Genomic DNA, 18,957 nt, shown 5'->3' with positions numbered 1-18,957 from the left:
ACTCTATTTCACCGTTATATCCTATATTGAAATATTATTAGCTTTCTCTCATGTTATTAGTCACAAGAGTACCGCTTCCAATGCATCGATTCGCTCCGAATTTCCGAAGTAAGCAGGGGTGTGTTGATGGAGCTCTGTCGGCTCTATATCAAGAACTGATTTCTTACCAGTTGAAGATCGGCCATCAGCGGTTTCAACAATGTGCGCGACTGGATTGGCTTCGTATTGGAGCCGAAGGTCACCCCGAAGATTGGATGTCCGTTCAGGGTATCCCAGTAGTCCGCCATCAAGAAGCAAATGATTGATATCTCCCACCATTGCACCGGTATACCGAAGTTTGTAGTCCCGAGTTAGGTCACTCCAGAATTCCTGAACAGGGGCCGTCCACTCGCTTGTTGAGCCAGCGAACCCACAAATAGTGTTCTCATCAGGGATGATCACTGGAGTTGAATCAACGATTTCACCGTCATCGATCACGTGCCGAGTTACCTTTTCCTCAACAGCCGCAGTCATCGTTACCAGTGGTCCATACAGCAGGAACATGCTAGCAACAAGATCGCGGCCGCTGGCCGGAAGCGGTGCATCGTATACTCCAACAACTGTTCCGACGATGTTGTTCGAGCGAAGATTAGATGATCCATCAAGCGGATCGATCGCAACGCTAAGTCCGTCGCCGACGTCCTCAATCCCTTCCCGCTCCTCGCTGGCAAACGTACCGACCGCCTCAAGCGGCGCCAGTTGGTCGCGGAACTGACGGTCAATCCGCAGGTCCGCTGTCGACTGCACATCACCAGTAGGATTTTTCGTCTCGGTTTTGCCGCGAGCTGCCTGCAACTCTTTGCGTACGTCGGGCGTAACCGCCGCGAGCGCATCCAGAATTGAATTCACGCCGGTCATCTGGCCCACTGTCTTCTCGGAAGCATTGTCGTGCTCGCGTTCGATCCGGGTCGGCGTGTTCCGTTCATGAGAATAGCCTCCGCAAACGTGCGAACAGGCCCTTCGACGGGTCACCGCCGAGCTGTTCGGTCTCGGCCTCGCCCGACGACCTCGTCGTGGATTCCTCGGCGGTCTCGGAGCTATCCGCTCCAGAGGCTTCAATGACACCTGCTTCACCGGCTTCAGCTTGTTGGACGGCCTGTTCGATCAGTCCTGCGGCGTCGTTAACTGCATCCTTGACCGTTCCCTTCACAAGCGGTTTTCCTTCGAATCGATCACGGTTGACTGCCGTATCCGCTGCGACGATAACCGCCTCGGCAGCGTCGATTTCGTCGGCCGTCAGCTCGTTTTCGGCGCCCATCGCGCCCTGGACCTCGACTTTGATGTCGTGGCCTTGGTCTTCGGCAGTCGTCTCGAGGTTCTCCGCTGCCATCTGACTGTGCGCGATACCGGTCGGACATGACGTGACTGCTACGAGTTTCATTGGTCGTTGGTGCTGGTTTGGATTCGTTCGATAACCTGTTCTCTGCTCGCGGCCTCGAGCGCCTGCGATGCGTGGTCTGTTGCCGATTCAGCGTCGACGGACTGAACGGCAGCTTTCACGTCCGGGACGGTAACTGCGCTCATGCTGAGTTCGTCGAGCCCGAGTCCGACGAGGAGCTTGGTCAGTTCGGGATCGCCGGCCATCTCCCCGCACATACCGATCCAGGCATCATTCTCGTGGGCTGCGTCGACGGTGCGAGCGATCGCACGCAACACGGCGGGCTGGCGCGGATCTCGGAGATCCGCGACGCGTTCGTTTTCGCGCGCTGCGGCCATAATGTATTGGGTGAGATCGTTCGTCCCGATACTGAGGAAATCTACGTGCTCGGCGAGCTCCGGTGCAGCAAACACGGCACCGGGCGTTTCGATCATGACGCCAAGCTCGGGAACGGCGTAGTCGACGCCCTCTTCGTCCAGGGTGTCCGCGATCATCCTGACGGTCTCGAGTGCCTTGGCGAGTTCCTCGGGAGCGGCCACGAGCGGGAACATGACCGACAGTCGGCCGTCGCCGTCTGCAGCCGCCCGGAGCAGCGCCCGGAGCTGCGTCTCGAAGAGATCGGCGTCCGGGCCGAGCGACCGACGGATGCCTCGCTCGCCGAGGAACGGGTTCTCCTCGTCGGGCAGATCGAGATACGGAATCGGCTTGTCGCCTCCGATGTCAAGCGTCCGGACAACCACGCGGCCGTCCGAGAACGTCTCGAGTGCCTCGGCGTAGGTCTCGTACTGCTCGTCCTCGTCCGGCGGCGCTTCGCGATCGAGGAACAGAAACTCGGTGCGATAGAGGCCGACGCCGTCGGCACCCTGAGCTTTCGCGCCCTCGAGTTCGGCGGGTCGACCGACGTTCGCTGCGACCTCGACCTCCGTACCGTCGGCGGTCGTCACTGGCTCCTCGCGGATTTCGGTCTCGTGAGTCGTCCGTGCAGCCTCACGGCGCTCGTCGCTCGGATCGACGATGAGTTTGCCCGCCTCGCCGTCGACGACGACCGTCGCGTCCTCGTCGACGTCATGGAGTTCCTCGCCGATCCCGACCACGGCCGGGAGCGCCAGCGATCGAGCGAAGATCGCTGCATGTGACGTTCGTCCACCGGTAATGGTGGCGAACCCGGCGACACGCTCAGGATCAAGCTGGGCTGTATCGCTTGGTGTTAGGCGTTCAGCGAGCACTACCGCTCCCTTCGGGAGATTGCGGAGATCGACCCGCTCGCTCCCGGCGAGTAACCGAACCAGGCGGTCCCGTACGTCTCGAAGATCGTCGGCGCGCTCGGCCATCCGTCCGTCCATCCCCTCGAACTGCTCGATCGGATCGGCAAACGCTTGTTGAACGGCGTGTTCGGTAGGCAACCCATCACCAACCGCGCTCTCGACACCGTCCTCGATCTGTGGATCCTCGAGGAACCGCAGGTGGGCGTCGAAGATTTCTGCTTCTTGCTCGCCGACGCGCTCGGCCGTCCGGTCGCGTTCGGCTTCCAGTTCCGACCGGGCGGTCTCGCGTGCGTCCGCGAATCGTTCGCGCTCTGTCTTGGGATCCACGGTCACGTCGTCAGGATCGGGAAGTTCAGCGTCGGAACTGTACCACACGACTGTTCCCACGCCGGAGCGAGGGGTCGCCCCGGTACCAGTAAGCGTTCGTTCGGTCATTGGTTTAGCCATTGGCGTCAGCGAGTTCGTCTTCAGGTGTGGTTAACACTTGTTCGAGGGCGTCCAGGGTGGCTTCCTCGTCGGGGCCATCCGCAATAAGCCGGACGTCCTCACCGGTCTCGGCACCAAGGCTTGTGACCGCGATCATGCTGCCCGCGGAGATGAGATTTTCCTCATCAGCATGACCGATCTGAACGTCTGATTCATGCTCGTTGGCAGCCTCGACGAACTTGGCAGCCGGGCGGGCGTGCAGCCCCGCCTTGGGAACTATCGTCACGGTGCGTTCGCTACTCATGCTACTGCCTCCTTGAGGACGTCCTGTACATCCTCGGGCGTCTCCGCGTCGTAGAGTGCGTCTCGAGTCTCGTCGTGCATAAGTGCCCGTGAGAGGGTACTCAGAATCGAGAGGTGGTCGTCGGCACCCGACTCGGGGACGAGAATCATGAAGATGAGCCGTGCGGGCTCGTCGTCCATGGATCCGAAGTCAACGCCCTCGTCCGAGCGGGTGAACGCGACTGACGGCTCGACGACGGCATCAGTCTGCGCGTGGGGAATTCCGATCCCCATGCCGACGCCGGTCGTCGTCTCCTCTTCGCGAGCAAGTAACGCCTCAAGCGCGGCCCCGCGGTCTTCGACACGTCCTGCATCGACAAGTAGGTCCAGCAAGTGTTCAATACACGCTTGCTTGTCGGCTGGTGGTGGGTTAAGCGTGATGTGGTCAGTCGGGGCGAGCGTGTCGATACGGTCTTCGTTAAGTGTGTCAGTCATGGTTTCTCTGTGAGTTGTGGAGTGAATGGCGTTACGGTACAGTGCCTCAGTCGTTGCTTTGGACAGCTGCCGGAGTATTCGAACTTGTGTCAGTTTCGACGTCGGCAACTGTTTTTTCGAAATCGGATTTGATTGCTGTCGCGACGATTGCAGTCACGACTGTTCCGAGTGCGATACAGCTGAGGAAGATAAGCATGTTGTTGGACAGCAAGAATACGAAGATCCCACCGTGTGGAGCGGGCATAGTAACGCCGAACCACAGCGCAGTCGCACCGGCGGTTGCGCTACCGATGATACAGCTGGGAATCACACGAAGGGGGTCTGCTGCAGCGTACGGAATCGCACCCTCAGTGATGAACGAGAGGCCAAGCGGTACTGCAGCCTTGGCGTTCTCATACATCTCCGCGGAGTACTTCTGGGGTGCAATGAAGTTCGACAGCGCCATCCCGAGCGGCGGCGTCATACCGGCGATCATGACCGCGGCCATCGGTCCGTAGATCTGGTCTGCAACGAGTGCAACACCGAACACATATGCAACCTTGTTGATGGGACCGCCCATATCAGCGGCCATCATGCCACCGAGGATCGCGCCCAGCAGGAGCGCGTTCGCTCCCTCCATGCCTTCGAGGAAGGTTGTTAGCGCGTCATCGACGATTGCGATCGGAACGCCTAGACCGACGATGACGACTGGAGCCAACAATGCCGTCGTAACCACCGGGATGATCAGTACCGGCATCATCGGATCGATAACAGACGGAACCGGCCAGCCCTTCATCCAACGAGCAACGTACCCGGCGAACAGGCCGGCAACGAGCGCACCGAGGAACCCAGCGACAGCACCGTCAGCCGAAAAGCCAACGAGTAGCCCCGCCGCTTCGATAATGTGTTCTTGTTGAATCACCCACGAGAGGATAAAACCGGGTGCGAGTCCGGGTCTGTCTGCAATGGCGTAGGCGATATACGCCCCCAGGATGGGAATCATCATCGTTAAGCCGAGATCCCCGATCTCGGCCAGATACCACGCGAGCGTACCCTCTGCCTCGAACACCGTCTCGGTAGTCGCTGCCGTAAACGGGAGTTCGGCGATCATGAACGCCACGGCGAGGAAGATTCCTCCGATCGTGACGAACGGAATCATGAACGACACACCGGTCATCACGTCTTCCTTGACCGAGGTGACGTGAGAACGGAGTGCGTTCTCTGCTTTGTCTGCTGATGCCATGCTCTGCTATAGATACCCACCTATTATTCAAAATAGTCTTCGGATACGATTGTTACCTATTGAATGCGCCGGAATAATGCTGGAATCACTCATGTTGCGTTAGGCCAGGATAGTTCAGAACGAGTTACAAGGCTCATATATGACGATAAAGGCGACCTACAGCAATAGGGGCCAAAGTCACCTACGAAAGTCCGCCACGCCGACTACAAGGAACCAATCACAAGTGGTCGCTAGTTATCTGGGCTAGCCTCCCGTGGAGAGATGGGGACATGGCTGGTGGTGTTCGCCACATCATCAAGCGGTGGAATATCTGTCCCCTGGACTGAGACAACACGTGAGGCAACGGCTATCCCCGACTGCAGGGCCTCTCGATCCGTCGCACCTCGATCGAGCGCGGAAAGCACTCCCGCTAGCAGCGAATCACCAGCACCGACCGTATCGACTACCTCAGTATCGAGGGCTGCAGCGTGGAAGCAATCGTCAGGTGTCGACATAATCGCACCGTCGGCACCCAAGGACCCGATCACCCGTTCGTAGCCTGTTTGCTGAAGTTGTTCGATCGCGTCGTAACATTCATTGAGGGTACTAACCGGACGACCCGTCGCCGCAGCGAGTTCTTCACGGTTAGGCTTACAAAGTGCATACGAGGCGTCTAGCTTCTCGAGAAGATCTCCACCGACGTCAACGACAGTCTGCCAGTCACCAGTTCGAGCGATCCGGTCAATGACGTCGGGACCCAGACCTGGCGGGAGGCTCCCGCCAACGACGACAGTATCGGGGCCGTTGCGCTCGACGGTAGCGAGAAGATCATCAATCGAGCCTTCTCTAACCGTCGGCCCATTGTGGTTAATCTTATATTCAGCGTCGTCAGTGAGAATCGTGGTATTGAGCCGCGTTTGGCCCTCAATTTCGACGAAGTCGCTGTTGATCTCTCCATCAGTTAAGCTGTCGCGAACAAACTGGCCAAGAAAGTCACCGACTACGCCCGTCGCAACCGTTTCTGTACCGAGTTCGACGAGATACTTCGAAACGTTGATTCCCTTCCCGCCAGGGTCGATGCGCGCAGCGTCCACCCGTGCGATTTGATCAGGCTCGGGGAGGTCATCGACTCGGAGCGTATGATCGACTGCAGGGTTGAGCGTCACGGTCAGGATCACTGTTCGACCTCCTCAACGACCTCTACATCAGCGTTTTCGAACGGTTCGTACTGTTCCTCTGACAACGCTGTATCGGTGATAAACATGTCTATGTCCTCTAAGTCAGCAAATTTCACGAAACTCTGTTTGCCCAGCTTGGAGCCGTCAGAGACGAGAACAACGCGACCTGCGTTCTCGATCATAAGCGATTTTAACCGACCTTCGTCCTCGTTCGGCGTCATCAGCCCCTCAGACGGTCTAATCGCATTGGTACCCAAAAATAGCAAATCAAAGTTCGTCCGCTGCATGAATCGCTCTGCGCTCGGTCCCGTAAGCGCGCGGGTTTCGTGGCGGAGTGATCCACCGGTGAGCTTCACGTCATTCGCTTGTTCGCCCAGCTCAATCGCAAGAACCGGTGAATTAGTGACCGCGAGAAACGATCTGTCTGTGGGCGCGTTCTTGGCCACCTGCATTGTCGTTGAGCCGGAATCAAAAAACACAACCTGGTTCTCAGTGATCTCCTTGGCAGCCCGTTCGGCGATCTTCACCTTCGCGTTGAGGTTCTGAACCTCTTTCTGACCGTATGTCTGTTCATTCCCGACGGTCGTCACCGGCACTGCGCCCCCGTGAGACCGCTCGATCAACTGTCTGTCCTCGAGATCACTGAGATCACGACGGATCGTCGCTTTCGAGCAATCCATCTCCTCTGCGAGCTCAGTGACGGAACATTCGCCCTCTTCGGAGACCAGTTCGACAATCTCTCGTTTTCTGACTGCCGGTAACATAGGGATTTGCTTGCTCGCTAATAGTGTGCCGGCGTTCATATTTTTATCTGCTCATGATCGTTTCTGCTTGATCCTATGCGATGAACAGCGATATTCGGTCAGTTGTCGGCTTCTAGGCCGTGAGATCACTCGGGAAGTGCCTCGTCGGCAGTCGTACCCTCAAAGACGACCTCCTCAAGAGCATCGAGGATCTGTTCAGGATGCTCGCGTTGCCAGACGTTACGACCGACTGCTAGACCGCTTGCACCCGCGTTCATCGCTGTCTCGACTAGCGAGAGAAATTCACGGTCGTCGGTTTTTGAACCACCGCTCAGAACGACGTTGACGTCGCCTGCTGCAGCCACCGCGTCAGCCATCGCCTGGCCGCTTCGTGGGTATTTTACCTTCGCAATGTCTGCGCCGAGTTCGAGGGCGATCCGAGTCGCGTACGAAATAACCCCGGGCTTGCGGTGTTCCTTGAGTGCCTGTCCGCGCGGATACGACCACATGGCTACTGGAACATTATGTTCGCGAGCTTGCTCCTGTACGTCTCGGAACTCCTCGAACATTTCCGGCTCACAATTGGTTCCAGGGTAAACCGTATACCCGATGGCATCGGCGCCAAGCTCGAGTGCATATTCTACTGAACACGTCTGTGGCGAGTACGGCTCACCCATCCAGAGGCTGCTAGTGCCGTTGAGCTTTGCTAGCAGGTTTACATCATCCTCGTAAGACGGATAGTACGTCTCCGCCAATCCTTTCTGGACTGCAAACCCAGTTACAGCGTCGTGTGTGGCCATTTCGAAGACAGTCTGAGGATCTAGCCTCTCTGGAACGTCACTGAATGCAGTAGGTCCGTGCTCTAACCCATGATCATGTGCAAGAATGATCGACTTTCCGTCCCGCACGAGCGGTGTTTCGGTGAGTTGTCGCATTCGATCAAGAATGAATACGTATACTACCTAAATAGTACCGTATATGATTGTTTTTGTATCGATTCCAATGAGGCAAGGGGGAAGACAAGCAATAATCCGGCAGCTCATTTCCATTCATTAGTTTTGGATACTATATCTAATTATCTATAGTAAATTATAATATGATTGCAAAACTATTTACGTCCTGGCAATGGCAACTCAGATATGAGTAAAACATCACAAAAGAGGGGCGGACCACTCCGGATCGGTCTCAACGGCTTCGGGCGGATCGGACGGAACGTACTACGAGCATCACTCTCCCACGACGATGTTGAAGTTGTTGCTATCAATGACGTGATAGACAACGACGATATGGAGTATCTGCTCCGATACGATTCCGTACACGGGCGGCTCGAGAACGTTACTCGAGACGAAGACACACTCTATATTGGTGATCAAAAGATCGATCTTCTCGCAAAGCGGGACCCAACGGCACTCCCCTGGGACGATCTCGACATCGATGTCGCATTCGAAGCAACCGGGATTTTCCGCACCTACGATGAGGCCGCTCAACATCTCGAAGCCGGTGCCGATAAGGTTCTCATTTCGGCTCCACCAAAAGGCAAAAAAGAGGTAAAAACGATTGTCTACGGCGTTAATCACGGCGAATACGACGGTGAAGACATCGTTTCGAACGCCTCGTGTACGACGAACTCAGTTGCTCCAGTCGTAAAAGTTTTAGATGAGGAATTCGGTATCGAATCCGGACTCCTCACGACAGTCCACGCCTACACAGGGACTCAGAATTTAGTCGACGGCCCTCTCAGCAAGCGCCGTCGGGGCCGTGCGGCGGCCGAAAACATCATTCCTACCTCGACCGGTGCTGCCATCGCTACTACCGAGGTACTTCCAGAACTGGAGGGGAAACTCGACGGAATGGCGATGCGCGTTCCCGTCCCAAACGGTTCGATTACAGATCTCACCGTCGATCTGGAAGCCAATGTTACGAAAGAAGAACTTGCCGATGCGATCCGCAAGGCAGCCGATGAGGAACTCGCCGGAGTCCTTGGATACACGGATGATGAGATCGTCTCTCGAGATATCGTTGATCTTCCCTTCTCCTCGTACGTTGATCTTGAGTCTTCGATGGTCCTCGAGGATGGACTTGTGAAGGTACTAACGTGGTACGACAACGAGTTCGGCTTTTCGAACCGGATGCTCGACCTTGCGATGCACGTAAGCGCTGAGGCCGAAAATCTCAACGTCGAAAAAGCACCGGTTCAATAACCGCTCTGGTATAGCAACCAGGCTTCCCCGCGACGCTAATTGTAGCACCAGCGTTCTCTATTGCGTCCACAAGCGGATCTGGAGGTGGCTGTTCCGTGATTAACAGATCAACATTCATGAGTTAGGATCGTCTGAGACCGATTACGCTCATCGGGTGGAATCCAGGACCGGTTACGGCTATCGGCGTAGACCGATGTCAGGCGAATGATCTTGGTGTCTGCTAACTCCTCGAGGCCATGAACCGTCCAGCCACGGACTCGTGATACCGCGAAAATGGGTGTGAACAACTCCTGTAGGATGCCAACACTATGCAATAGTACAGCAGTGTAGAACTCAACGTTCGTCTCAAGTTTTCGACTAGGCTTGCGCTCAGCTAACTGGCGTACAGCAATATTCTCAAATTCTTCAACACTTTCGAAGAACTTCTGATCATCAACGTCTGAAAGCAACTGCTGGGCGGCATGGGAGAGTTCTCTGAACTGCTCGAGAACAGGATCCACTACGGCCGGCTACTATTCGGGCTCACGTTCGATGAGAGCGGCGAGACGCTTGTTCTTGGAGCGCAGTACAACATCGCTGTCCGGGCTCTGGTGTTCCGGGATACTGGTCCACTCCTGTGAGGCGATCGCCGACTGAGCCGGTCCGAGAATCTCGAAAGTAAACTGCACACTGATCCGGACAGTGAGGTCACCGGTCAGTGCAGCGGTAGCGAAGGGACGAGCCATGGTCTCACTAGCATCTGAACACGTATTGTGTTCCGCAATCCACCGTCAATCTGCGCCCTCTTCGGTCTCGTGTTCTCCCCAGGAAGCGAGCACACGGTCGTACTCGTGAAACTCTTCGCCGTTGTGTTCGGTGACTACAGCGTACATATTCGCAGTTGGAACGCTCCACTGGTCGTGAGCGGCGTCGAATGCATCGCGGACGAACGACCGCTGCTGATCGAATGAACGCCCCGTACGGATGTCCGCATTGAGCATAACCGCGTCATCGCCGGGCTCGAGTCGACCTAACGAGAATGAGCCCTCCTCGAGCGTACGAACCGTAACCGCAACGTGACCCGTCCCTGTCGCCATGCGTTCGGCGTAAAGTTCGGTGATCTCAGTGGTGAACGATCGTTTCTCCGTTGCATCCAGCGACATCGTCGTTTCGAATTGAAGATGTGGCATGGCATATCCTCTCTCGGCGCTCGAAATATATCCTCGGTGTGGTCGGTACTGTGAGTCAATTTGAGAAGTTACCAGGTCATTGGGCTGCTTTGGATTGATACTCGAAAACCTGCTCAACGGGAGCGACAGCGCAGATTTAGAAGAACCACGGGAAAGCGAGCGGACGGCGACGCCCGTTAAGCCGTTCGTCGCCTGCCTCATCAAACCAGTTGTTCGCTTCGAGAGACAACTACGACTTTCGCAGAACTATAGTAGCCACTGAAAGTCAGTGCGCACCTGATCGCACGACGGCTGTGCGATCGGTGTGCAAACAGTTTCAGTTGTTACTATAGGCGTTGAGCAGTTCTCACAGAGCTATCTGTTACTAGTTGTTATAAACTAGATAACAATATTATAGACCCACCGACGGCGCAGCCGTCGCGAGTCGCCACCCATCCAAATCCGTCTGTCAACAAAAGAGGGCCCAATACTTTGGGAGTCCGAATAGCCGCCGATCCTCTACCTCAATCGTCAGCTGCGGTCTCGAGTTCAAACTGCTCGTTCTCAGCAACACTATTCAGAACGATACTGGTATTCGACTGCTTGATATCAGGATCCGTCACCAGGGCCTTGATTTGATCGTTCATATCATCGGTGTCTTTGAACTTGCCGATCGCAATGATGTCGTAGTCGCCGGTAACCTCGTAGACAGACATCATCTGTTCGTGGTCTCGTAGCGTGCCTGTGATCTCACCGAGTGCATTACCTTCGACTTTGAGTTGCATCACAGCGGTTACGTCGTAACCCGCAGCATCGTAGTCGACGATCGGCGTGTACCCCTGGATGACGCCTGCCTCCTCGAGGTCGGAGAGGTGATTCGAGACCGTCGTCACGGACACATCAAGGTCCTCAGCAAGACTCCGCAGGCTAGCGCGTCCGTCGCCGAGTAGCTCATTGACCAACTCCGTATCCAGATGTTCGTAGGTCATTAGATAATACAGCACATACCATGTACTATAACTTTACGAATGTCCACGTTCCTCTACAGAGAAATCAGCCTAAGGCCAGCAACAGAGAAATTTGATTGTGGAGATTGCAAACGGACTATCTCGGTCCATAGTAGTTGACCCATAGCAATAATCGCCCTTTGGAGCCATCTCTTCTCATTCTAACCACAAGGGAGTCGATGTAGTTGGTACCGAAATATCAGGGGTACTATCTAATTCGCCACCCGAGACAGGCGAGACTCAGATGTTCCATCCACCGGACTGAAGGTGCTGCCCGTCTCTCTATTAGAGAAGACCCAGTACTAATGGAGATTTCTGAAAAGCTACTGTGTGTATTTAGTGCCGAGATCGAAGAGCAAGGCGACTCATACGTAATTGAAGTCCCGAAACGCGAGCTCGGTGATGGTGATGTGGAATTAGACAAAGTGTACCGAACAGTCCTCTCTCAAACCCACTCGTCGGCTACAGATTCAGACAACCGATCAGAGCAAAACCAGGAGTCACCTAAGTCCTCCCATCCTGAGCCGCCGGCCACGGAAGGTGAAACACGGACCCTCGAAATCGAGGACATCGGGGAACAGGGCGATGGCATTGCCCGTGTCGAACGTGGATACGTGATCATCGTTCCCGATACGAAGCAGGGAGATCGTGTCAAGGTCAAAATCACCGACGTTCGGGAGAACGTCGCCTTCGCCGAAATCCTCGAGCGCGGGGATCCATAATACGTCAACGCAAACTCGATTCGAAACTCCGAGAGTTTCGACTGGGCTATGTTCTGGCCTGCTGAGATCGACTTAGTAGGTCAACCAAGTCTGAAGAAATTCAAGGGCTAGACAGTTAATCGAAGCAGGACTGCTGTCATCGCCAGCTGGTGGACCGACACTCTTCCTCTGAGTCTGTGAACATCATATTTCGAGGAAAGGTCTCCTCCAGATGCGTTCAAGATCGCTCTAGCTATGCTCCATTTACGAAATACACCCGTCGATTTAGACGTCTGAATAAATACAGTGATTCGAATATCGGACAACTCTATCTAGGTGGTCACTGCTTTGTACATGAGACCAACTTGACCCCCATCCGCCTAGTTCAGTTCGCTCTCCTCGAGTAGCCAGTTATTCCTCGTCTGTTTCCTCACTCCACCTCGAGCTTGCCGTCCAGCCTCGGTATCTGGCCAGTTGCCGCGCTGGTACTCGACAGCGTCCTCAGTGTGGGAATACTCGAGGATTTCTGCACAAGGAGCGACGTCTTCAGCAGTCAGGTTAGGACGCCCGAGGACACAACGGAGAAAACAGGTTATGCTCTATCGGTAGTCAGTTGCGCCATGATCAACCCGGGAGGGCTGGATCTTCCCGTGCTCTTCGAGCTCGTGGGCGTTGAGCCGCCGCTGAAGATCGGCACTTGAGTGGACGACAAAATACGTTTCACAGACGGAACACTTGTCAACAAGCAGATCGTTTGAAGTCATACTTTTGTTCGGATTGGATGTCGTATGTCGACTTATTTGCCCAATATATTTTAACTCATCGTCTTATTGTGCGTTGTTTATTGATATTGTCGACTAACATCCGTGTCATTCCATCAGTATCGGTGGTTGTCACTCGTCTCCTCGAGTTTGGCACTAACCTCAAGCAGCCAGCCGGCTGCCAACGCGCACAATCAGGAAGTTCAATGGACTTAAACAGATTCCTCACCAAATGCCTCCATGTCGTCGATCGAACTCACAGTGAGCCAAAAGAGGATGTTACGCGCGCTAACGAACCTTCATAATGAGTCCGAATGTGCAGTCAAGGGTGAGGATATCGCCGAGCAGATTAATCGCAATCCAGGAACGATCCGCAACCAGATGCAGAGCCTAAAGGCGCTTCAACTGGTCGAGGGTGTTCCTGGCCCAAAAGGTGGTTACAAGCCAACTGCGGCAGCCTACGAAGCCCTTGAGATCCAGCAGATGGATGACCCCGCATCAGTTCCGCTCGAGCATGACGGTAAGCCCCTCGAGGACATTGTCATCGAGGAGATCAATCTCTCGAGCGTTCACCATCCCGAGCTTTGTCGGGCAGAAATCCACATCCAGAACTCGATCGATGACTTCCACGAGGGGGAGACGGTTACCGTCGGTCCGACTCCACTTTCGAAGCTCACAGTCAAAGGAACCATCGACGGCAAGGACGACACGAATAACGTACTTATTCTCCAAATCGACAGGATGGAAACACCAACGGAAAACTAGCTCATTGAACTGTCCGTAGCCTATCCGTCTCGTTCTGTAGTAGTATACCGCACAGTCAAAAAAACAAGCAATGAGGATATGGCCAAAGAATATCAGTGAGGAAAGCGTGTGTAAGGACAATGATTGAGACACCGCCTACCGACAGGAGCAGGCCGACAGGAAACACACCGGAAAACGAGCTCACAACCGATGTTGTCTACGAAGTCGCCAGAGTTTCGAATACGGATCCAATCGATCTGCCACCGCTCTATGGTGCGATCGATCCCGATGCTCTGAACGCGCTCATCGCGGACGGCTGTGACTCTACACTCGAATCGATTACTTTCCAGTACGATGGCTATACCGTTACCGTCAGTGGCAACGGTGATATCACCGTTTCCTCAACCGCCTAAATTTGTGAGAGAAGGCGAGCACGGCACCAACAGTCAGAGTACAGAGCAACAGTTACGACCTCAAAAGACAATTAGTGAAGCCCCATTGCTTCGATCTGCTCCTGATATCGATTCCGAATCGTCACTTCAGTCACCTGCGCGACCTCTGCGATTTCACGTTGTGTTTTCTTTTCGTTGCACAGAAGACTGGCGGCGTAGATCGCAGCAGCAGCGTACCCAGTCGGGGACTTTCCGGAGAGCAACCCCTGCTCTGCGGTGGTATCGATGATCTCTCTAGATTTTGATTGGACTTCCTCACCTGAACCAAGCTGAGAGCAAAATCTCGGAACGTATTCTTTCGGGTCCACTGGTTGCATCTCGAGAGAGAGTTCCTGCGCGATATAGCGATACGTTCGTCCGATTTCTTTCTTGCCCACTCGTGAGACGTCAGCAACTTCTTCTAAACTGCGTGGAATGCCTTCCTGCCGACAGGCAGCATACAGGCAGCCTGTTGCAACCCCCTCGATTGAACGCCCACGAATGAGATCTTCGTTCAGCGCCCGCCGATAGACAACGCTGGCGACCTCACGGACCGACCGTGGCACACCAAGTGCCGAAGACATCCGATCGATCTCACTGAGTGCGAACTGCAGATTGCGCTCACCAGCGTCTTTTGTTCGAATCCGTTCCTGCCATTTGCGCAGGCGCCCCATCTGAGTGCGCTTTTCCGAGGACAACGAGCGACCATAGGCGTCTTTGTCCTTCCAGTCGATCTTCGTCGTAAGGCCCTTATCATGCATTGTTTGTGTCGTTGGTGCCCCAACTCGAGATTTATTGTTTCGTTCCGAGTGGTTGAAAGCCCGCCACTCCGGTCCATGATCGATATTTCTCGTCTCAACAACTAACCCACAGTCCTCACAGACCAGTTCACCTTGATCATCACTCGTCGTAAGCGCACTCGAGCCGCACTCATCGCACGTTTGCTCATTCGCCGACTCCTGATCTTTTTCGGCTGATCTTGATTCGCGCTGACGCGTAGCACGCTCCATATGAAAGGATATATGCCAGAGAGTGTTAAACCCCCGTTTTATCAATAGTAGGTATACGGTCAATACGATTCGTGCAATCCGAACTCTTGAGTTTTTTACTAGAAGAAATCTCCGTTGAACAGACCAGCAACATATTGGCCTTTCCTCTCGGTGAGCTTTGATTTCACGACGTCTACGCCGAGTGAGGAAGTCGTCGTTCGCCGGTCGAGCGGCCCTTATCAATCAATTCTTTGCCGACGTCCTTATCTAGGTTTGAATAAAGACGGTCGTACTGGATGAATTCCTCTTTAATAGCAAAATAGTAGAGTTGGTCGCTCAATCCTAACCGGGAGAGAGCAGTCAGATATCCGCAATCATTGACGAGAAACACCGTGTCGTTGAGGCCATATTTTTTGGTTAATTAATGCAGAACACAGCGGCTGGATCGACGTCCCGTTGTCCGACACTGCAACGGCAAGAATCAATTTTGTCTGGATCCCTATCGCAGCGTATGTACAAGGGCATCCCCCTTGATCTTGATAGTAGCCTCGTTGACAGCGACCCGCTTCGGCTTCGCCTTAATCGGGTTACACCCGGTGTCAACAACCTAATTACTTAGTCCTAAACCGCTCCGTGGGAGCATCCAATACCTAATCGAGTGAGGGGCGGTGTTGTTTCTCGAAGGGAACAACTGATCTGGTAAAGGCTGGCGGCGACGCCTGCTGGGACGTTTATTATCTATTCGTTCTTCCAAAATTCTTCTAAATTCACGTTGTAGCTCTCGGTGAGCAAGTCTGTGAAAATCAGATTAAACCCACTCAGTGACCTGCTTGTTCACAAATTGATTTCCTATATAACACTCATTCTCTGATCCCTTCTCTCTTTAAATTCCGTCGTTAGGTTTCCCTGATTCCTTTAGCTGTTTTAACTAATAGAAAGAATTACAGATGACTTGGTTAAGAGCCTTTCTCCATATATATGTTTGTACTTCTCAAACATACTATTAGATGAGATGATTTGAGGACAGATGTTTGTAGGGCGGCAAAATATAAACTATCGTTGCGTAATATTACTATAGTACGAGTGTAAACTAGGTTTGAAAGTGCGACGACACAAGTGTAATTTACACCACATATTCTCTGGGGCAAAACAGCCTATCGTTTACTGTAGTACATCTGTAATTAGATGGTCAGTGAGGCCCTTGGATTTCTGGCACCACTAGTCTACAGGCACCATTCATTAACGTTAGTGGTAACAGATTCCTTCCCTCTTAGTCTCGTTTTGGAGGTTCAAGCTTGAAGAACCGGCCCACGGGTAAGTCCAGATCTCTGTTTGAGATCTACAAACAGAGAGATTAGGAGAATTGGCTATTGATTTCGATGACGTTTGCAGAGCGGAGAACCTTGTCCGGGAGGTCTTCGTGGTATCGATCGCCAGTCATTCGACTCGAGGGCCCGGAAATACTTATCGCACCAAGTACCTTATTTTGACTGGCTTTTACTGGAGCTGCGACACAGCGTAGTCCCTCTATTTTCTCTTCATCATCATATGCGTATCCTCGTTCACGGATCGTTTCAAGATTGTCAAAGAGTTCCTCCTGAGTAGAAATTGTCTGGTCTGTGAATGCTGGGAGTCCATGCTTTTCGATGATCGATTCAACATGTTCACGCTCGTAGTGGGCTAAAATAGCTTTTCCCAGTGAGATACAGTGGAGATACTCTCGCTTTCCAACGGAGGAAGCCGTTTGAACTGCGCGCTCGCCACCAGTCTTATAGAGATATACTGCACGGCCGTGTTCCTCTGTCGCAAACTGAACCAATTCTCCACACTCCTTGGCTAAATCATCTGCTTCATCAGAAACAACATCGTATATGCCAAGTCGATCCTTGACCTTCTCTCCGAACTCGAGATAGCGTAGGCCCAGTTTATATCGTTCATTATCTCTAATGACATATTCATTTTCGACTAGGGTAGCAAGGTGGCAATGGATCGTTCCTTTCGTCCATTCTAGTTCATTCGCAATTTCAGTGACTCGGGCACCATCGTTCTCCTGAAGAAAGTCGACGATCTCCAGGGTGATTTCAACCGCTTGAATCGTTCTTGGCGAGTTTGTACCCATACTGAGAGTGCTATCCTCCACCAACAAAACTGTTTGCATCACCCAAACAAGATGGTTCAAATAGTATAGGGTCCGGTCCCCCATAGTGGATTCGATAGAGCCCCAGTCTTTCTTCCGGGGTTTGGATAGTAGCATATTTATTAGTGACTCGGGTGGCTCCACCCGACCTTCGCTACAAATTAAAAGCATCTTCAGACGAGCGTAACGTATTTGTGTAGGTGTCACAATCGGATAGATGTACATGTCTGAGCAGCAAGAGCAGGTCATCTCACCGAGAGTAGCCGACGATGTCGACAACTATGTGGGTGGCCAATGGGCTACGCCAAGTGGTGGCGGTTCTCGACCGGTTATGGACCCCGCAACGAACGAGGAACTGGCGACGGTCGAGTTCTCGACGGTAGAGACGGTCAACGAGGCGGTCCAAACTGCCAACAATGCGTTCAAGGAGTGGCGACAGACGCCAGTCACCGAACGAGTACAGTACCTCTTCGATCTGAAAACTGAACTCGAAAAACGAGACGAAGAGATCGCGACCGCTCTGTCCCGCGAGCACGGAAAGACTGTCGATGAAGCACTTGGGGAGGTTCACCGAGGTATTGAGAACGTCGATGTCGCCTGCGGAATGCCGAATATGCTTCGCGAGGGAAGTGGGAATGTCGAGGATGTTGCACCCGATATGGACGAATACGCAGTCCGTCAGCCGCTTGGTGTTTTCACTGCCATCACTCCGTTCAATTTCCCAGCGATGATTCCTCTGTGGTTCCTGCCGTATGCAGTCGCAACCGGCAACACATTTGTCTTGAAGCCAAGTGAAAAAGTACCCCTGAGTTCACAGCTTATTTTCGAAGCAGTCGACGAAGTCGACTTTCCTGATGGTGTCGTCAATCTCGTTAACGGTAGTGTCGATACAGTCAACGCTCTGCTTGAGCACCCTGATATTGAGGGTGTCTCTTTCGTCGGGAGCTCGCCGGTTGCCAGGCACGTCTATGAAACCGCGGCCCAGAACGGTAAGCGAGTACAGGCACAAGGCGGGGCAAAGAACTACGCCGTCGTTACAGAAAACGCCGCAGTCGAAGAGTCTGTTCCGAACATCACTGGTTCGGTCTACGGGAATGCGGGTCAGCGTTGTCTCGCCAATGACGTTGTCATCGGCGTTGGTGATATTTACGATGACCTCCGCGAGCAGTTGATTGAAGCCGCAGAGAACCTTACCGTCGGAGCAGGTGTTAACAGCGATACAGAAGTCGGCCCACTGATTACCGACTATTCACGTGAACGCGTTCTGAGCCTGATCGAGAGTGCACTTGTCGAGGGTGCGGAGTTAGTTCTCGACGGCCGTGACTTCGAACACCCTGATGACGAGTTGAATGGACACTTCCTCGGCCCAACGCTGCTCGAGGGAGTGAGGAGCGATATGGAGGTCGCTCAGGAGGAAATCTTTGGACCGGTTCTCTGCCTCGCATCCGCCGATGATCTTGACGAGGCTATTGATATGGTCAACTCAACCAAATACGGTAACGCCTCGTCGATCTACACCGAATCCGGCAGTGAAGCACGCCAGTACAAGTACGGGGTTGACGCTGGCAATATCGGAATCAACGTCGGTGTCTGTGCACCGATGGGCTTTTTCCACTTTGGTGGCCGAAAGGCATCGTTCTTTGGCGATCTTCACGCACAAGGCGAAGATGCAGTCAACTTCTACACTGAGAAAACAATCCAGATCGAACGCTGGTACAGTTAGAACGAAACGAAATTCCAGCTAAGCAAAATTTTTGATGGGTGTACTCTGAAGAGAGTACCCTATTCAGAGACCGCTCTCAGGTCTAGATGCTGTATCTGAAAATGTTAC

Annotated in this window: 21 protein-coding genes; 7 read left to right on the top strand and 14 right to left on the bottom strand. The window is 53.6% G+C overall.

Annotated elements, in window-relative coordinates; genetic code table 11:
- Positions 1–60 precede the first annotated feature (60 nt).
- The 9 genes from ACFEMD_RS20545 to ACFEMD_RS20505 form a co-directional block, all read right to left on the bottom strand.
- The gene (locus tag ACFEMD_RS20545) at positions 61–1,011 is read right to left on the bottom strand and encodes a class 1 fructose-bisphosphatase (protein ID WP_394743145.1); all 951 of its coding nucleotides are present in this window, start codon (positions 1,009–1,011) and stop codon (positions 61–63) included.
- Positions 962–1,420: a PTS fructose transporter subunit IIB gene (locus tag ACFEMD_RS20540; RefSeq protein ID WP_394743144.1), complete on the bottom strand. Its 459-nt coding sequence runs from the start codon at positions 1,418–1,420 to the stop codon at positions 962–964. Before ACFEMD_RS20540 ends, ACFEMD_RS20545 begins: the two co-directional genes overlap by 50 nt.
- Positions 1,417–3,117, bottom strand: coding sequence for a phosphoenolpyruvate--protein phosphotransferase (ptsP, locus tag ACFEMD_RS20535; protein WP_394743143.1), 1,701 nt, complete (start codon positions 3,115–3,117; stop codon positions 1,417–1,419). Before ptsP ends, ACFEMD_RS20540 begins: the two co-directional genes overlap by 4 nt.
- A 4-nt stretch (positions 3,118–3,121) precedes the next feature.
- A complete protein-coding gene (locus ACFEMD_RS20530; protein ID WP_394743142.1) occupies positions 3,122–3,412 on the bottom strand; it encodes an HPr family phosphocarrier protein in 291 nt (96 codons plus the stop codon).
- Positions 3,409–3,885 (bottom strand): PTS sugar transporter subunit IIA, encoded by a 477-nt coding sequence (locus tag ACFEMD_RS20525; RefSeq protein WP_394743141.1) that lies wholly within the window; start codon positions 3,883–3,885, stop codon positions 3,409–3,411. The genes ACFEMD_RS20530 and ACFEMD_RS20525 overlap by 4 nt, the downstream gene beginning before the upstream one ends.
- Before the next feature lie 46 nt (positions 3,886–3,931).
- Complete coding sequence (locus ACFEMD_RS20520; RefSeq protein WP_394743140.1) at positions 3,932–5,107, bottom strand: PTS fructose transporter subunit IIC; 1,176 nt, start codon at positions 5,105–5,107, stop codon at positions 3,932–3,934.
- Between the two features lie 230 nt (positions 5,108–5,337).
- Entirely contained in the window at positions 5,338–6,264 is a 927-nt protein-coding gene (pfkB, locus tag ACFEMD_RS20515) for a 1-phosphofructokinase (protein WP_394743139.1), read from the bottom strand.
- Positions 6,261–7,028: an HTH-type transcriptional regulator GlpR gene (gene glpR / locus ACFEMD_RS20510; protein WP_394743221.1), complete on the bottom strand. Its 768-nt coding sequence runs from the start codon at positions 7,026–7,028 to the stop codon at positions 6,261–6,263. The genes pfkB and glpR overlap by 4 nt, the downstream gene beginning before the upstream one ends.
- A 125-nt stretch (positions 7,029–7,153) precedes the next feature.
- On the bottom strand, positions 7,154–7,942 hold the full coding sequence (locus ACFEMD_RS20505; RefSeq protein WP_394743138.1) for a class I fructose-bisphosphate aldolase: 789 nt from the start codon (positions 7,940–7,942) through the stop codon (positions 7,154–7,156).
- Positions 7,943–8,146: 204 nt separating this feature from the next.
- Here ACFEMD_RS20505 and gap point away from each other — a divergent pair, with 204 nt between their 5' ends.
- Positions 8,147–9,208, top strand: coding sequence for a type I glyceraldehyde-3-phosphate dehydrogenase (gene gap, locus ACFEMD_RS20500; RefSeq protein WP_394743137.1), 1,062 nt, complete (start codon positions 8,147–8,149; stop codon positions 9,206–9,208).
- A gap of 107 nt (positions 9,209–9,315) precedes the next feature.
- Here gap and ACFEMD_RS20495 read toward each other — a convergent pair whose 3' ends face one another.
- Positions 9,316–9,708, bottom strand: a complete 393-nt coding sequence (locus ACFEMD_RS20495) for a citrate/2-methylcitrate synthase (RefSeq protein ID WP_394743136.1) — start codon at positions 9,706–9,708, stop codon at positions 9,316–9,318.
- Here ACFEMD_RS20495 and ACFEMD_RS20490 point away from each other — a divergent pair.
- Positions 9,670–9,828, top strand: coding sequence for a hypothetical protein (locus tag ACFEMD_RS20490; protein WP_394743223.1), 159 nt, complete (start codon positions 9,670–9,672; stop codon positions 9,826–9,828). The genes ACFEMD_RS20495 and ACFEMD_RS20490 overlap by 39 nt on opposite strands.
- Before the next feature lie 150 nt (positions 9,829–9,978).
- On the opposite strand, the gene ACFEMD_RS20485 is transcribed toward ACFEMD_RS20490, so the two are convergent.
- Positions 9,979–10,350, bottom strand: coding sequence for a tautomerase (locus tag ACFEMD_RS20485; protein WP_394743135.1), 372 nt, complete (start codon positions 10,348–10,350; stop codon positions 9,979–9,981).
- A 530-nt stretch (positions 10,351–10,880) separates the two neighbouring features.
- Positions 10,881–11,345, bottom strand: a complete 465-nt coding sequence (lrp, locus tag ACFEMD_RS20480) for an HTH-type transcriptional regulator Lrp (RefSeq protein ID WP_394743134.1) — start codon at positions 11,343–11,345, stop codon at positions 10,881–10,883.
- 323 nt (positions 11,346–11,668) lie between these two features.
- On the opposite strand from lrp, the gene ACFEMD_RS20475 reads away from it, so the two are divergent.
- The 4 genes from ACFEMD_RS20475 to ACFEMD_RS20460 all read left to right on the top strand — a co-directional run bounded on the left by ACFEMD_RS20475 (position 11,669) and on the right by ACFEMD_RS20460 (position 13,982).
- Positions 11,669–12,085, top strand: coding sequence for a TRAM domain-containing protein (locus ACFEMD_RS20475; protein WP_394743133.1), 417 nt, complete (start codon positions 11,669–11,671; stop codon positions 12,083–12,085).
- A gap of 485 nt (positions 12,086–12,570) precedes the next feature.
- Complete coding sequence (locus tag ACFEMD_RS20470; RefSeq protein WP_394743132.1) at positions 12,571–12,765, top strand: hypothetical protein; 195 nt, start codon at positions 12,571–12,573, stop codon at positions 12,763–12,765.
- 300 nt (positions 12,766–13,065) lie between these two features.
- Positions 13,066–13,590 carry an Rrf2 family transcriptional regulator gene (locus tag ACFEMD_RS20465; RefSeq protein WP_394743131.1) on the top strand — a complete coding sequence of 175 codons (525 nt, stop codon included), beginning with the start codon at positions 13,066–13,068 and terminating at the stop codon, positions 13,588–13,590.
- 119 nt (positions 13,591–13,709) lie between these two features.
- A complete protein-coding gene (locus tag ACFEMD_RS20460; protein WP_394743130.1) occupies positions 13,710–13,982 on the top strand; it encodes a HalOD1 output domain-containing protein in 273 nt (90 codons plus the stop codon).
- Between the two features lie 71 nt (positions 13,983–14,053).
- Here ACFEMD_RS20460 and ACFEMD_RS20455 read toward each other — a convergent pair whose 3' ends face one another.
- Positions 14,054–15,010 (bottom strand): transcription initiation factor IIB, encoded by a 957-nt coding sequence (locus ACFEMD_RS20455; protein WP_394743129.1) that lies wholly within the window; start codon positions 15,008–15,010, stop codon positions 14,054–14,056.
- A 1,333-nt stretch (positions 15,011–16,343) separates the two neighbouring features.
- Positions 16,344–17,108, bottom strand: a complete 765-nt coding sequence (locus ACFEMD_RS20450; protein WP_394743128.1) for an IclR family transcriptional regulator — start codon at positions 17,106–17,108, stop codon at positions 16,344–16,346.
- 241 nt (positions 17,109–17,349) lie between these two features.
- Between ACFEMD_RS20450 and ACFEMD_RS20445 the strand changes: the two genes are divergently transcribed.
- The gene (locus tag ACFEMD_RS20445; protein WP_394743127.1) at positions 17,350–18,849 is read left to right on the top strand and encodes a CoA-acylating methylmalonate-semialdehyde dehydrogenase; all 1,500 of its coding nucleotides are present in this window, start codon (positions 17,350–17,352) and stop codon (positions 18,847–18,849) included.
- Positions 18,850–18,957: the final 108 nt, after the last annotated feature.

This window comes from Natronococcus roseus (assembly GCF_043677095.1).
GTDB classification, from domain to species: Archaea; Halobacteriota; Halobacteria; order Halobacteriales; family Natrialbaceae; genus Natronococcus; species Natronococcus roseus.
Note: the sequence above shows the minus strand (reverse complement) of the source record. Positions and strands in the feature narration are given on the sequence as shown.

What these genes read in the sequence shown, in the direction of transcription:
- ACFEMD_RS20445 (WP_394743127.1), top strand. Translation starts at nt 17,350, where the DNA reads ATGTCTGAGCAGCAAGAGCAGGTCATCTCACCGAGAGTAGCCGACGAT.
- ACFEMD_RS20460 (WP_394743130.1), top strand. Translation starts at nt 13,710, where the DNA reads ATGATTGAGACACCGCCTACCGACAGGAGCAGGCCGACAGGAAACACA.
- ACFEMD_RS20530 (WP_394743142.1), bottom strand. Translation starts at nt 3,412, where the DNA reads ATGAGTAGCGAACGCACCGTGACGATAGTTCCCAAGGCGGGGCTGCAC.
- ACFEMD_RS20465 (WP_394743131.1), top strand. Translation starts at nt 13,066, where the DNA reads ATGTCGTCGATCGAACTCACAGTGAGCCAAAAGAGGATGTTACGCGCG.
- ACFEMD_RS20505 (WP_394743138.1), bottom strand. Translation starts at nt 7,942, where the DNA reads ATGCGACAACTCACCGAAACACCGCTCGTGCGGGACGGAAAGTCGATC.
- ACFEMD_RS20520 (WP_394743140.1), bottom strand. Translation starts at nt 5,107, where the DNA reads ATGGCATCAGCAGACAAAGCAGAGAACGCACTCCGTTCTCACGTCACC.
- ACFEMD_RS20475 (WP_394743133.1), top strand. Translation starts at nt 11,669, where the DNA reads ATGGAGATTTCTGAAAAGCTACTGTGTGTATTTAGTGCCGAGATCGAA.
- ACFEMD_RS20450 (WP_394743128.1), bottom strand. Translation starts at nt 17,108, where the DNA reads ATGGGTACAAACTCGCCAAGAACGATTCAAGCGGTTGAAATCACCCTG.
- lrp (WP_394743134.1), bottom strand. Translation starts at nt 11,345, where the DNA reads ATGACCTACGAACATCTGGATACGGAGTTGGTCAATGAGCTACTCGGC.
- gap (WP_394743137.1), top strand. Translation starts at nt 8,147, where the DNA reads ATGAGTAAAACATCACAAAAGAGGGGCGGACCACTCCGGATCGGTCTC.
- ACFEMD_RS20455 (WP_394743129.1), bottom strand. Translation starts at nt 15,010, where the DNA reads ATGGAGCGTGCTACGCGTCAGCGCGAATCAAGATCAGCCGAAAAAGAT.
- ACFEMD_RS20490 (WP_394743223.1), top strand. Translation starts at nt 9,670, where the DNA reads ATGGGAGAGTTCTCTGAACTGCTCGAGAACAGGATCCACTACGGCCGG.
- ACFEMD_RS20525 (WP_394743141.1), bottom strand. Translation starts at nt 3,885, where the DNA reads ATGACTGACACACTTAACGAAGACCGTATCGACACGCTCGCCCCGACT.
- ACFEMD_RS20540 (WP_394743144.1), bottom strand. Translation starts at nt 1,420, where the DNA reads ATGAAACTCGTAGCAGTCACGTCATGTCCGACCGGTATCGCGCACAGT.
- glpR (WP_394743221.1), bottom strand. Translation starts at nt 7,028, where the DNA reads ATGTTACCGGCAGTCAGAAAACGAGAGATTGTCGAACTGGTCTCCGAA.
- ACFEMD_RS20485 (WP_394743135.1), bottom strand. Translation starts at nt 10,350, where the DNA reads ATGTCGCTGGATGCAACGGAGAAACGATCGTTCACCACTGAGATCACC.
- ptsP (WP_394743143.1), bottom strand. Translation starts at nt 3,117, where the DNA reads ATGACCGAACGAACGCTTACTGGTACCGGGGCGACCCCTCGCTCCGGC.